This window comes from Limnohabitans sp., assembly GCF_040401135.1.
Taxonomy (GTDB): domain Bacteria; phylum Pseudomonadota; class Gammaproteobacteria; order Burkholderiales; family Burkholderiaceae_C; genus Limnohabitans.
Genome location: NZ_JBBAOV010000001.1, coordinates 1 through 12,423 on the forward strand (window position 1 = coordinate 1; position 12,423 = coordinate 12,423).

Annotated in this window: 13 protein-coding genes; 11 read left to right on the top strand and 2 right to left on the bottom strand. The window is 52.4% G+C overall.

The features are described 5' to 3' along the window. A partial coding sequence (gene bchC, locus ABWP81_RS00005; RefSeq protein ID WP_353137959.1) for a chlorophyll synthesis pathway protein BchC occupies positions 1 to 917 on the bottom strand: 917 nt, incomplete at its 3' end. A gap of 156 nt (positions 918 to 1,073) precedes the next feature. Between bchC (ABWP81_RS00005) and ABWP81_RS00010 the strand changes: the two genes are divergently transcribed. Then, entirely contained in the window at positions 1,074 to 2,024 is a 951-nt protein-coding gene (locus tag ABWP81_RS00010; protein WP_353137962.1) for an alpha/beta fold hydrolase, read from the top strand. A gap of 27 nt (positions 2,025 to 2,051) precedes the next feature. On the opposite strand, the gene ABWP81_RS00015 is transcribed toward ABWP81_RS00010, so the two are convergent. Beyond that, positions 2,052 to 3,380, bottom strand: coding sequence for a DUF3422 family protein (locus ABWP81_RS00015; RefSeq protein ID WP_353136747.1), 1,329 nt, complete (start codon positions 3,378 to 3,380; stop codon positions 2,052 to 2,054). Positions 3,381 to 3,512: 132 nt separating this feature from the next. Between ABWP81_RS00015 and ABWP81_RS00020 the strand changes: the two genes are divergently transcribed. From ABWP81_RS00020 to pufL, 10 genes are all read left to right on the top strand, one after another. Continuing rightward, positions 3,513 to 4,460, top strand: coding sequence for a polyprenyl synthetase family protein (locus ABWP81_RS00020; protein ID WP_353137965.1), 948 nt, complete (start codon positions 3,513 to 3,515; stop codon positions 4,458 to 4,460). Beyond that, complete coding sequence (locus tag ABWP81_RS00025) at positions 4,457 to 5,644, top strand: methyltransferase (RefSeq protein ID WP_353137968.1); 1,188 nt, start codon at positions 4,457 to 4,459, stop codon at positions 5,642 to 5,644. The genes ABWP81_RS00020 and ABWP81_RS00025 overlap by 4 nt, the downstream gene beginning before the upstream one ends. A gap of 61 nt (positions 5,645 to 5,705) precedes the next feature. Beyond that, positions 5,706 to 6,659, top strand: a complete 954-nt coding sequence (bchC, locus tag ABWP81_RS00030) for a chlorophyll synthesis pathway protein BchC (RefSeq protein WP_353136738.1) — start codon at positions 5,706 to 5,708, stop codon at positions 6,657 to 6,659. Continuing rightward, complete coding sequence (locus ABWP81_RS00035) at positions 6,656 to 7,666, top strand: chlorophyllide a reductase iron protein subunit X (RefSeq protein WP_353137971.1); 1,011 nt, start codon at positions 6,656 to 6,658, stop codon at positions 7,664 to 7,666. Before bchC (ABWP81_RS00030) ends, ABWP81_RS00035 begins: the two co-directional genes overlap by 4 nt. Positions 7,667 to 7,670: 4 nt before the next feature. After that, positions 7,671 to 9,236, top strand: coding sequence for a chlorophyllide a reductase subunit Y (bchY, locus tag ABWP81_RS00040; RefSeq protein ID WP_353137974.1), 1,566 nt, complete (start codon positions 7,671 to 7,673; stop codon positions 9,234 to 9,236). Next, positions 9,236 to 10,702 carry a chlorophyllide a reductase subunit Z gene (gene bchZ / locus ABWP81_RS00045; protein ID WP_353137977.1) on the top strand — a complete coding sequence of 489 codons (1,467 nt, stop codon included), beginning with the start codon at positions 9,236 to 9,238 and terminating at the stop codon, positions 10,700 to 10,702. Before bchY ends, bchZ begins: the two co-directional genes overlap by 1 nt. A gap of 147 nt (positions 10,703 to 10,849) precedes the next feature. Continuing rightward, positions 10,850 to 10,993, top strand: a complete 144-nt coding sequence (gene pufB, locus ABWP81_RS00050; protein WP_100171968.1) for a light-harvesting antenna LH1, beta subunit — start codon at positions 10,850 to 10,852, stop codon at positions 10,991 to 10,993. Positions 10,994 to 11,017: 24 nt separating this feature from the next. Continuing rightward, the gene (locus ABWP81_RS00055; protein ID WP_353132346.1) at positions 11,018 to 11,242 is read left to right on the top strand and encodes a hypothetical protein; all 225 of its coding nucleotides are present in this window, start codon (positions 11,018 to 11,020) and stop codon (positions 11,240 to 11,242) included. 14 nt (positions 11,243 to 11,256) lie between these two features. Continuing rightward, positions 11,257 to 11,454: a hypothetical protein gene (locus ABWP81_RS00060; RefSeq protein ID WP_353137980.1), complete on the top strand. Its 198-nt coding sequence runs from the start codon at positions 11,257 to 11,259 to the stop codon at positions 11,452 to 11,454. Positions 11,455 to 11,578: 124 nt separating this feature from the next. Continuing rightward, entirely contained in the window at positions 11,579 to 12,406 is an 828-nt protein-coding gene (gene pufL / locus ABWP81_RS00065; RefSeq protein WP_353132350.1) for a photosynthetic reaction center subunit L, read from the top strand. Positions 12,407 to 12,423: the final 17 nt, after the last annotated feature.

Genomic DNA, 12,423 nt, shown 5'->3' on the forward strand with positions numbered 1-12,423 from the left:
TGCGGATCACCAAAAGCGACTTCGTAGGCACGCTGTGCATGCATTGCTTTTTCTGTGTGGGTAATCAGGCCATCGAGCGGCAAACTGCCGTCATGAAACATGGCTGCAACGGCATCGAGATCATGTTTTTTCCATTGCGCTGCGATACGAATGCAGGCCTCGCGCATAAACGCGGGTGCATACGCAAAAGACAGGTCTTGTTTGTAAAAGCCCGCTAGCACGACCTCGCCACCCGGTGCCATTTTGGCGATGACGCGATTCAAAATGGCCGCGTCGCCACTAACGTCGCAAATGCAACGGTAATCTTTGCGAGTGTCTTCATCGGGGTGTATGACGTCATACCCCATCGCACCTGATTGTCGAATGGGTTGTGTTTCCCAGACCACCGGGGCGGGCTTGCCAGCCGCAACCACCATCCGTGCCAATAGCCGGCCCATGATGCCATGACCAATGATCAAATCCGGGTAGGCCAAGGGCGCACCTTCGCGGCCGACAGTGAACACATGATGCGCCGTGGCTGCCAAGGCTAAGAGCACGCCTTTGTTGCCCAGAGAGGGGTCAAGTTTGACAGCGCGGTCATGCTTGGCCACCAGACGAGAGCCCGAGCCACCAAATAAGTTTTGAACACCTTGAAACGAATACGAACCGGGTAAAAAAACCTGATCTCCCTTATTCAGGTTTGGCACCTCTGCGCCCATATCCACGATGGTGCCCACGGTTTCATAGCCTGGTACCAAGGGGTAGGACAAACCAGGAAAGGCAGGCATGGTGCCTTCCCACAACAACCGTTCTGTTCCAGTGCTGATGCCACTGAAAGAAACTTCAACCTCTAAATCGAGTGGGCCCATTGGAGCGAGTTCAAGTTCACGAACACACAAGGATTTTGGGGCTTCAAAAACAATGGCTTTGGCTTTCATATAAACAATTCTGACTGAAATTAATGAGCCCTGTCAAAGTCTTGAATAAGTCCCCGCGTGAAGGATGTGCTGGCGCATAACGTGTATAGATGGAGGTTTCAAAGGCGTAATATGGATAATGTGAGAAAAACTACAGGTTGATAAATCCGTTTTCGAATGTTTAAATTTTTTGATCTAAGCGGGGCTGTTTTGGCAAGTGCTTTTTTATCAATAGGTTTGCTTTATGGCTTGTGGGCGCCCGACATAGAGTTGTCCGAGCTTAAGTTTCGCTATGCATCAGATGACCAGCATGTGGTGCAAGTGAATGGGTTGAATATTCACTACAAAGACACCGGCCCTAAAGACGCACCTGTTGTCTTGCTGCTGCATGGGTTTGGTTCTAGCTTGCAAACTTGGGATGTTTGGGCCGCAAAATTAGAGCCGCATTACCGAGTGATCCGGCTAGATTTGCCTGGCTTTGGTCTTACAGGTCCTAGCCCACTGCATGATTACTCAGAGCAAAACGATTTAGCAACATTGACCCATTTTGTTGACAAGCTAGGAGTGTCGAGCCTGTCTATTGTCGGGCACTCCATGGGTGGAAAGATGGCTTGGAGCCTAGCCGCCGCTCAGCCTGATCGCGTGAAAGCTTTGGTGCTGATGGCGCCCGATGGTTTTCCTGATGCCAAAGACATTGGCAGCAAGCCCTATGCGATGCCTTCGATCATGGGCGTGATCAAATTTTCTTTACCCAAGTTCTTGGTACGTAAATCAATTGAGCCAGCATTCTTTGACGTCAGTGCATTGAGCGACAGCTTGGTGGATCGCTATTACGACATGCTGAGGGCGCCGGGTGTTCGTGCTGCCATTTTGGAGCGATCGAATCAAACTATCTATACAGATCCCGTGCCGCGCTTAAAGCAAATCACGGCACCTACCTTGCTCATTTGGGGTGAGCAAGATCAGATGATTCCGAGCAGCAATGCCCAAAGTTATGCAAATGTCTTGTCGAACTCGAAGACCGTGCTGTTGCCCAAGTTGGGGCACTTGGTTCAGGAGGAGCAACCTCAAATTGCTTTGACGCACGTCGTGGCGTTTTTAAATTCGACACTTAAGGGATTGAAGTAACGTTGCCCAATGAAAGCATATTGAATTTCAGGTCTCTTTCAACCGCAAATGGATGTGTTGAATCGTTCGCCAAGAAAATAGCAGGACAACGGGAGTGCACATCCCAGCCAGCAACTCGGGGTTGACGTTAAGTCCGTAGGCTTTCAGAGCTTTCCCCACAAACAAGACTAGGCTGACTACATAGTAAGTAATCGCAGCAATCGACAGACCCTCGACGGTCGCTTGAAGTCTGAGTTGCAGTTCTTGCCCGCGGGTTAATTTTTCTAGCAATTGCCGGTTGTGAGCCTCGGCAGCGATTTCAACCCGGGTCCGCAGCAGTGCACTGGCTCTGGCCACGCGTTCGGCCAAGGCCGACAACCTTTCGGAGGTGACTTTGACTGTTGCAATGGCAGGTGCCAGCCGGCGCTGCATAAATTCGCCAACAGTTTGCATGCCCGACAAAGGTTGCTCGCGAATTTCGGAAATGCGTTCACGCACAATTGCGTCGTAGGCCAACGCAGCTGAGAAGCGATAGCTGTGTTCAGCCGTGATGCTTTCAACTTGAGCCGCCAAAGGTGCCAAGTCGTTCATCAATATCTCATCACTGTCGTTCTGTTTTTCAAGCCGATTGGTAATCTCCACCAGCTTTACCTCCGTATCCCGCAGTTTCACAGCCAGTTGTTTTGCGATAGGCAGGCTCAGCAAAGACATGATGCGGTAAGTCTCTAACTCCAGCAGTCTTTGTGCAATTCGTCCCGCTCGATTTTCGGAAGTTTCTGCTGCGGCAAGCACCAAGATTCGTTCAAAACCATCTGGCCCAATTTTCAAATTAGTCATCAGGTGCGAGTGCGATTGGTTGTCAGCTGTCCGCCCCATTTTTGAGCCGATCATCGTGCCATTTCCCAGCCATTTTTTAGCTTTGTAAAACGCGTCAGGGTCGTCTATGCCTTCATTCAACATTCCTAAATGAATGGCCGTGATGGTTTTTCCTGGAATGCTTTTTAGCCATTCGCTTCCAGTTGCTGCATGTTCGCCAAGGTCGGGCAAATCGCTTCCCCATTGAGCACCCGTTGGCAAGGATTGAACAATCGTGTAGCGGGTGAACTCTGAATGCCTTTCCCAAATCACCTTGTAGCCAATGCACTGAATTTGTAAAAAATTACTTTTCATCTTTTCGAGTTCCAACGATTGCGTTTGAGGCAACCGCTTGAGGTGTTCGAACTCTTCTGCTGTTGATACTTTTGAATTTAATACAGCGACATAAACAACCAGTGCTGGCAATCTAAAGGTTGCTGACGGGCGTGTGTGAATTTCGTTATGAAGCAATACCCTTTGCGCGTCGTCGGCAGGCAAATACTTGGAAAGCGTGTCGTTCATCTGTTTTCCCCCGAGAGTCTGAATGATCGAATTTTAAAAGTGTCAATCTGTATTGACAATAGCATATGTAATGATATATTTACTTATCGATGTGTCATTCATCTGTGCAAATTCCTTAAAAAAGGGGGCTTTATGAGTCTATCCAAGCGAGCCGAAGAGGCGTTGAAATCGCACTTTGCAGCGGTCACTGGCGTGGGGGCGCCACCCCGATTGCAGGCTTCGATGCATCACGCTGTGTTTTCAGGGGGCGCCAGAATTCGCCCGCAACTCTGTTTGGCCGTTGCTACCGCCTGTGGAGACGATGCGCCCGAGCTGACCAATGCAGCAGCGGTTGCCTTGGAGTTGATGCACTGTGCCTCGTTGGTGCATGACGATATGCCAGCGTTTGACAATGCCGATTTTCGAAGGGGCCTACCCACGGTTCACAAAGCTTACGGTGAACCCTTGGCACTGCTGGCCGGTGACGGATTGATTGTCATGGCCTATCAAGTGTTGATCAATGCTGGCCGACATCACCCCAAGCGATTGATTGCATTGATGGACAACCTCTCGCAAGGTGTTGGCTTACCCAATGGCATCGTGGCTGGGCAAGCATGGGAGTGTGAAACGTCTGCAGACTTGGTGCAGTACCAGCGTTCTAAAACAGGTGCATTGTTTGTCTCTGCCACCTGCGCGGGGGCTATTGCAAGCGGCCAATCAGCCGAGCCCTGGGCTGCTTTGGGTGCTTTCCTAGGCGAGGCTTATCAAGTTGCTGACGACATTCGTGATGTGCTGGGAGACATCGCGATGTTGGGCAAACCCGTCGGACAAGACAAGCTCAACGAGCGCCCCAGTTCTGCCCAGGCCATGGGTTTAGACGGCGCGATTCAGCATTTTGATTCACTCATCGACCAAGCCGGCAAGGCTATCCCAGACTGCGCTTGCAGAGAGATGTTGATGCAATTGGTCTTGCTAGAGTCGCAACGCTTGGTACCTAAATCGATGTGTGAAGACTACCGAAAACGCGCTGCCAGCACCAAGCCTTCAGCGGCGCCGGTTTCACGCGTGCGTGCCAAACGTCAACAGCAAATCATCCAATGACCAAGCCTTTGAACGCCACTCGCTTGCCCGATGCGCTGATGAACGTGAGCACTTGGCATAACCAAGTGCTTCAGTGGTTGGAGCGTTTGTATGCCAGTCCGCGGCTGTATCAGTGGTCGTTAAGTAACCCCCTGACACGTTGGATTACCAAGCGTCGAACGCAGCAAATTTTCGACTTGATGTCGGGTTTTGTTTACTCACAAGTGCTGCTTGGATGCGTTCGTTTAGACCTGTTCAAAATGCTGCACCACAGGCCGCTAGACCTTCAGCAAATCTCACTTCAAACGCAGGTGCCAGAGCAAGCGCTGCAGCGTTTATTGCTGTCTGCTGTTTCTTTGGGACTGTTGGAGCACCGCAGCCAGCATCGATTTGGCTTGGGTGCTTTAGGTGTGCCCTTGGCCATGCATTCAGGGATTGGGGCCATGGTTGAGCACAACCATTTGTTGTATCAGGATATGCAAGACCCGTTGGCTTTTTTAAACAATGCTTGGCAGGGCAGCATGGCTGAATACTGGCCCTATGCACATGATGCGCAAGCGGCCGACCGCGCGACCCAAGACAAGTTCAGTCGCTATTCGGACTTGATGGCTTCCTCGCAGGAGTTTGTGGTTCAGGAAATTCTGTCGTCCTACTATTTTGAAGAGCACCGCTGCGTGTTAGATGTAGGCGCAGGCAAGGGCCGATTTGCCAGCGAACTGGCTTTGCACGCAAAGCATCTGAAGCTGAAATTGTTTGATTTGCCCCCCGTACTTGAATTAGCCAAAGCCACTTTTCAGAGCAAAGGTTTGCTCGATCGCTTGAGTTTGTGCCCTGGCAATTTCTTGCATGACCCGCTGCCCCAAGGGGCTGACTTGGTCACGCTGGTTCGCGTGGCGCACGACCACCCCGACGAGGTGGTTCAGCAGTTGTTGCAAAAAATACATGATGCACTGCCTGTTGGAGGCACGTTGCTTCTGGCTGAGCCGATGGCACAAAGCCCATCACGCGGCATGGATGGGGCGGCGCAAACCGATGCCTACTTTCATTTTTACTTGCTCGCCATGGGAGCGGGCCGCTTGAGAACACCAGAAGAATTAATGCGGATGATGAGCGAGGCAGGTTTTGGCAGCATCGAGCAAGTGCCCAACAACATGCCCATTCATGCACAAATTCTTTTGGGGCGTAAGCATAAGTGTTTGCCCTAGTTTTCATTTAAAGATGTAAATTTGTGTTGACACATATCAATGTAACGCCAAGAATACAACCATGAAATCAACAGCCCTTGTTTTTGACAGACCCAAGCAAATGTCTTTGCAGGCGCTTGAGTTGCCTGAAGTCAAAGTCGGCCAATTAGAGGTGGCTGTGCAATACAGCGGCATCAGCACTGGTGCAGAGCGCATGCTGTGGGATGACAGCATTTCAGCGCTTCCAGGAATGGCATATCCCCTTGTGCCGGGTTTTGAAACCTTTGGGCAAGTGGTCAAGGCGCACAAAGGGTCAAAGCTTAAAGAAGGCGACATGGTGTTTGTGCCAGGTGCCAATTGCTTCGCGGGTGTCAAGAGCGTGTCTGGCGGTGCTGCCTCGCGTTTGGTGGTGTCCGATCAGTTGGTTTTGCCGGTCTCAGATGATCTTGGTGTCAACGCCGTGTTGTTGGCGCTTGCTGCTACTGCGTATCACGCTGTTTCAGGTGGTGGCGCGCATGAGCCATTCACGCCCCCTGATCTGATCATTGGTCACGGTGTAATGGGGCGATTGTTGGCGCGACTCACCGTTGCGGCCGGTTGTCCAGCCCCAACTGTTTGGGAAACGCAAGCTGAAATTGCCAAAGGTGCACAAGGGTACTCAGTCATTCGTCCTGAAGACGATCCACGCAAAGACTACCAAGCTATTTACGACATGAATGACGATGCTTGTGTTTTGGACCACTTGATCCAACGCATTCGTCCCGGCGGCGAAATCGTGTTGGCGGGGTTTTACAAACACGGCCTTCAGTTTTCTTACCCCGCTGCATTCTCTCGCGAGGCGCGAATCCGTGTTGCCGCCGAGTGGAAGAGAAGTGATTTATTGGCAGTGAATCAACTGGTGAACAGCGGGCAACTTTCGCTAGAAGGCTTGGTCACACATGTGCAAGCCTTTCAATCTGCCAACGCTGCCTATGAGACGGCGTTTGGTGATATTTCTTGTCTCAAGATGGTTCTGGACTGGAGCGCTCACGCATGAAAACACAATCTACATCATCAGAACAAACCATTCAATTTGTGGATCGTCTTCGCCAAGAGGCGGCCTTGCCTATTGAGACTGTCAGCACACAGGCACCCACCAAAGAAACGCAAATTATTGCTATCTACGGTAAGGGCGGTATCGGCAAAAGCTTCACGCTGGCCAACCTCAGTTACATGATGGCACAGCAGGGAAAAAAGGTTTTGCTAATAGGTTGCGATCCAAAAAGCGACACCACCAGTTTGTTGTTTGGTGGCCGTGCATGCCCCACCATCATTGAGACATCTTCCAAGAAAAAATTGGCCGGTGAAGCAGTTGCCATTGGCGATGTTTGCTTCAAACGCGATGGCGTGTACGCCATGGAATTGGGTGGACCCGAGGTCGGACGCGGCTGCGGTGGTCGCGGCATCATTCACGGTTTTGAGCTGTTAGAGAAGCTGGGCTTTCACGAGTGGGGCTTTGACTATGTGCTGCTCGACTTTTTGGGCGACGTGGTTTGCGGCGGCTTTGGTTTGCCCATTGCACGCGACATGTGCCAAAAAGTTATTGTGGTGGCCAGTAACGATTTGCAGTCACTGTATGTGGCCAACAACGTGTGTTCTGCGGTTGAATATTTCCGCAAGCTAGGTGGCAATGTGGGTGTGGCCGGCATGGTGATCAACCGTGACGATGGCACCGGCGAGGCTGCCAATTTTGCCGAGAAGGTGGGCATTCCTGTGTTGTCCACCATTCCTGCCAATGAAGACATTCGCAGAAAGAGCGCTAGTTACGAAATCATTGGCCGCCCTGATTCCGTCTGGGGCCCGATGTTTGCCGAACTGGCCGCCAACGTCCATACATCAGTGCCGATTCGGCCGAACCCCATGACACAAGACCAGTTGTTGGGCTTGTTTGCAGCTTCAGCTGTCGGCCGCGATGTGGTGCTTGAGCCGGCCACCCAATTTGACATGTGCGGCAAGACCGACACCAGCAAGCCCACGCTTGAAGTTGTGTACGACGAAGTCTGACATCATGAGCAAAACGATCCCTATCGTCCCAGCCTCTCAAGCCCCAGCAGGCATGAGCACCACCATCGAGGGTGATGGCATGGGTTGCCATTCGGGTGGCGAAAAAATGCTTGCGGCCGCCAAAGCCTCAGGCAAGTCTGAAGTGCTGGCGCAATATGCCAAGGACTATCCGGTCGACCCTAAAGCGGGTCCGCACGATCAGCCACAAAGCATGTGTCCTGCATTTGGTTCTCTGCGCGTGGGCCTTCGCATGCGCCGCACCGCCACCATTTTGTCGGGTTCGGCTTGCTGCGTGTATGGCCTGACTTTTACTTCGCATTTCTACGGTGCTAGACGCAGTGTGGGCTACGTGCCTTTTAACTCAGAGTCCTTGGTGACGGGCAAGTTGTTTGAAGACATTCGCGAAACTGTTTACGACCAAGCCGATCCCGAAAAATACGACTGCATCGTGATCATCAATTTGTGTGTGCCCACAGCCAGTGGCGTGCCCTTGCAATTGCTGCCCAAAGAGATCAACGGTGTTCGCATCATTGGTGTTGATGTGCCAGGTTTTGGTATACCCACACACGCAGAAGCCAAAGATGTGTTGGCTGGCGCCATGCTGAAATATGCACGCGAAGAAATTGTGGCGGGCCCCGTTCAAGCGCCTCGCACAGGCCGCTCTGACAAACCCACCATCACCATGATTGGTGAAATGTTTCCCGCCGACCCCATGATCATTGGCCGCATGCTCGAGCCCATGGGCCTTGCTCCTGGCCCCGTGGTGCCCACACGCGAATGGCGCGAACTGTATGCCGCACTCGATTGCGCAGCGGTTGCGGCCATCCATCCTTTCTACACCGCCAGCGTCCGCGAATTTGAAGCGGCGGGACGTCCCATTGTGGGTTCAGCCCCAGTTGGACATGACGGCACAGAAGCCTGGTTGCAAGCCATCGGCAACGCGGCCAATGTGCCTCAAGCCCAAATTGACATGGTGAAAAACATCATGCTGGGCGCCATTAAAGGTGCTTTGGCTAAGTCACCTATCAAAGGGCGCATCACGCTCAGTGGCTATGAAGGCTCTGAGTTGTTAGTGGCACGTTTGCTGGTGGAGAGTGGTGCTGATCTGCGCTACGTCGGCACAGCTTGTCCTAAAACGCCTTGGAGTGCTGCTGACTGTGATTGGTTACAAGCACATGGCGTGCATGTTCAATACCGTTCATCGCTGGAGCAAGACTTGGCCGCCATGCACGAGTGGAAGCCCGATCTGGCGATTGGCACCACACCGGTGGTCCAGGCGGCCAAAGAGCTGAGCATTCCAAGCCTGTATTTCACCAACCTCATTTCTGCGCGTCCCTTGATGGGGCCAGCGGGTGCGGGTTCTTTGGCGCAAGTGATCAATGGCGCGATTGCCAACAAATCACGGTTTGACGAAATGAAAGCCTTCTTTGGCGACACCGGAACAGGTCATGCCGCTGGCGTTTGGGAGGCCTCGCACGGTGTGCCGCAAGGCCGGCCTGATTTTGAAGCCGAAACACGCAGACAGCTTGAAAAGCTGGCCAAAAAACGCAAAGCGGAGGCCATGATCTGATGCTAGTTCTTGACCACGATCGTGCAGGCGGCTATTGGGGAGCGGTGTATGTGTTCACCGCCATCAAAGGCTTGCAAGTTGTCATTGACGGCCCCGTGGGCTGCGAGAACTTGCCTGTCACATCGGTGCTGCATTACACCGATGCACTGCCGCCCCACGAGCTGCCGATTGTGGTGACCGGTTTGGCAGAAGAACAATTGGGCCGCGAAGGCACCGAAGGCGCCATGCGCCGTGCGCACGCCACGCTCAACCCCGATTTACCTTCCGTTGTGGTCACAGGCTCGATTGCAGAAATGATTGGTGGCGGCGTCACGCCCGAAGGCACCAACCTCCAACGATTCTTGCCGCGCACCATCGACGAAGACCAGTGGCAATGTGCCAACCGCGCCATGTATTGGCTATGGCAGCAATACGGTATCAAGCACGTGCCCAAGCGTGAACGCAAAGAGGGCGAGCGTCCTCGCGTCAACATCATTGGGCCCAGTTACGGCGCCTTCAATTGCCCCAGTGATCTGGCTGAAATTCGCCGCTTGGTGCAAGGTATTGGTGCTGACGTCAACATGGTCTTCCCGCTGGGCTCACACCTTGCCGACGTGTCGCGTTTGGTCGAAGCCGATGTGAATATTTGCATGTACCGCGAATTCGGCCGCATGCTGTGCGAAGCCTTAGAGCGACCCTATTTGCAAGCGCCGATTGGTTTGCACAGCACCACCAAATTCCTGCGTTCTTTGGGTGAGTTGCTCGGCCTCGATCCAGAGCCGTTCATTGAAAGAGAAAAGCACAGCACTATCAAACCCATCTGGGACTTGTGGCGCTCTGTCACGCAAGACTTTTTTGGCACCGCCAACTTTGGCGTGGTGGCCAACGAAACCTACACGCGCGGCATTCGCCATTTCCTAGAAGACGAAATGGGTCTGCCTTGTAACTTTGCCATCTCGCGCATAGCAGGTGCCAAAACTGACAACGCAGAAGTGCGCAAACTGGTCACCGAAAAAACACCACTCATTTTGTACGGCAGCTACAACGAGCGCATTTATTTGGCCGAGTGTGGCGGCGGCGGCATGATGAAAACCAGTTTCATACCGGCCAGTTTTCCACTGCCGATTATTCGTCGCCATACCGGCACGCCGTTCATGGGCTATGCGGGTGCAACCTACATCATCCAAGAGTTTTGCAACGGCTTGTTTGATGCACTTTTCCACATCCTGCCCCTGGGCACAGAGATGGACAAGATCGAAGGCACCTTGGGTCGCTCTGCGCCCAACACCACCGTGCCGTGGGAGCCCGAAGCACAAGACAGATTAGAGGCTTTGCTAGAGCAGCAACCGGTGTTGGTGCGAATTTCAGCAGCCAAGCGCATGCGCGATCAAGCGGAGCGAGATGCACGGGAAACCGGTCGCTCCCATGTCGAAGCGGAAAGATTTACAGAATTGTTCGGAAAAGCGAACGAAGGAGCACATGCATGAAAGATGTGCACTTGAATTCGTTGGTCCGTCCAATCCTTCGGCCTGGCCGAGGGTCCACCTGTTGCGGTGTCAAAGCCACAACAGACCGACCTGTACCCGCAAGGGTTCAGGGTTTTGCCGTAAGGCATTTAGAAAGAGGCAAAAACTATGACTGATGCAGCTAACCCTTCAGGGCTGACAGACGAAGAAGCCCAAGAGTTCCATACGTACTTCATACAGGGTTACCTGTTGTGGGCCGCAGGAGCTTTCTTCGCCCACAGCTTAGTGTGGATCTGGCGTCCCTGGTTCTAAGAGAACCAAAACAAGGAGGTATGTATGACAAATCCGAACGTTAGCAAAACAATGTCTGACCCAATGCACCACTACCAAGGTTATTGGATGATTTTCGTATTGCTCTTCATCGTGTTCATGGGGATCGCTCTAGTCGGGCAACTGTTCGTTCTTAATTGGCGCAGTTGGCTTCCTGGTGCAGAGGAATCTATGTCCATGTTTGATGGAGTGAGGGCTTCCGTATATACCGTTATTTCTCAAGTGAGTTAAGAAAGGAAATTTCTATGTGGCGCATGTGGCGAATGATAGATCCGCGAGTTGCGATTGTTGGCGTAGGCTTAATGATCGCTTTTGTTTCAACCACGATTCATCTGATTCAAATCAGTGGCGATCGTTACAACATCAACAGCTGGCATCCCGATACAGCCAAGATGGCTACGGCGAAAGCTCAGCCCCAGAACGCGGCTTTGCCGCAAAAGTAAGGACTCTTGGTCTTTATTCAGACAGACGTACATTGCTCATATTGAACGGTACGTCTGTCCTTTTGAATTGTTTATTTAAAGCCCACAAGACCTCAAAACAGTCAATCGGTCGGAGGATGCAACCATGTCCATGTTAAGTTTTGAACGCAAATACCGTGTGCGCGGCGGTACCCTTTTTGGGGGCGACCTGTTTGATTTCTGGGTCGGCCCTTTCTACGTTGGATTCTTTGGAGTCACAACCTTGTTTTTTGTGCTCTCAGGCACCATGATGATTTTGTGGGGCGCTGCGATGGGGCCCACTTGGAACGTCTGGCAAATCAACATTGCACCGCCAGACCTCTCCTATGGGCTGCGGTTTGCTCCGATGATGGAAGGCGGTCTGTGGCAACTCATCACGGTATGTGCCTTGGGTGCATTTGTTTCGTGGGCACTTAGAGAAGTTGAGATTTGCCGGAAATTAGGCATGGGCTTGCATGTGCCTTTTGCCTTTGGCATGGCCATCTTGGCGTATTTCAGTTTGCAAGTGGTGCGTCCCTTACTGATGGGGGCTTGGGGACATGCGTTTCCCTACGGCATCTACAGCCACTTGGATTGGGTGAGTAATACCGCCTACCAATACCTTCATTTCCACTACAACCCGTGGCACATGATTGCTGTCACTTTCTTCTTTGCAACGGTGCTTGCACTGTCGATGCACGGTGGCTTGGTGCTCTCAGCGACCAACCCCGGAAAAGGTAAGACCGTGAAGACGCCAGAGCACGAAGACACGTTCTTCCGCGATCTGATTGGTTACTCGGTGGGCACCTTGGGTATTCACCGCTTGGGCTTGTTTTTAGCGCTCGCGGGTGTTTGGTTTGGCATCGTCTGTATTGTGGTCAGCGGACCCTTTTGGACGGGCGCTTGGCCCGAGTGGTGGGGTTGGTGGCTCAACATGCCCATCTGGCGCACTTGATTCATAGAGAGGAATTG

Bases quoted from the DNA above. Each gene is read 5' to 3' on its own strand.
- pufL (WP_353132350.1), top strand. From the start codon at position 11,579: ATGTCCATGTTAAGTTTTGAACGCAAATACCGTGTGCGCGGCGGTACC.
- ABWP81_RS00020 (WP_353137965.1), top strand. From the start codon at position 3,513: ATGAGTCTATCCAAGCGAGCCGAAGAGGCGTTGAAATCGCACTTTGCA.
- ABWP81_RS00025 (WP_353137968.1), top strand. From the start codon at position 4,457: ATGACCAAGCCTTTGAACGCCACTCGCTTGCCCGATGCGCTGATGAAC.
- bchC (WP_353136738.1), top strand. From the start codon at position 5,706: ATGAAATCAACAGCCCTTGTTTTTGACAGACCCAAGCAAATGTCTTTG.
- ABWP81_RS00060 (WP_353137980.1), top strand. From the start codon at position 11,257: ATGTGGCGCATGTGGCGAATGATAGATCCGCGAGTTGCGATTGTTGGC.
- ABWP81_RS00015 (WP_353136747.1), bottom strand. From the start codon at position 3,380: ATGAACGACACGCTTTCCAAGTATTTGCCTGCCGACGACGCGCAAAGG.
- bchY (WP_353137974.1), top strand. From the start codon at position 7,671: ATGAGCAAAACGATCCCTATCGTCCCAGCCTCTCAAGCCCCAGCAGGC.
- pufB (WP_100171968.1), top strand. From the start codon at position 10,850: ATGACTGATGCAGCTAACCCTTCAGGGCTGACAGACGAAGAAGCCCAA.
- bchZ (WP_353137977.1), top strand. From the start codon at position 9,236: ATGCTAGTTCTTGACCACGATCGTGCAGGCGGCTATTGGGGAGCGGTG.
- ABWP81_RS00010 (WP_353137962.1), top strand. From the start codon at position 1,074: ATGTTTAAATTTTTTGATCTAAGCGGGGCTGTTTTGGCAAGTGCTTTT.
- ABWP81_RS00035 (WP_353137971.1), top strand. From the start codon at position 6,656: ATGAAAACACAATCTACATCATCAGAACAAACCATTCAATTTGTGGAT.
- ABWP81_RS00055 (WP_353132346.1), top strand. From the start codon at position 11,018: ATGACAAATCCGAACGTTAGCAAAACAATGTCTGACCCAATGCACCAC.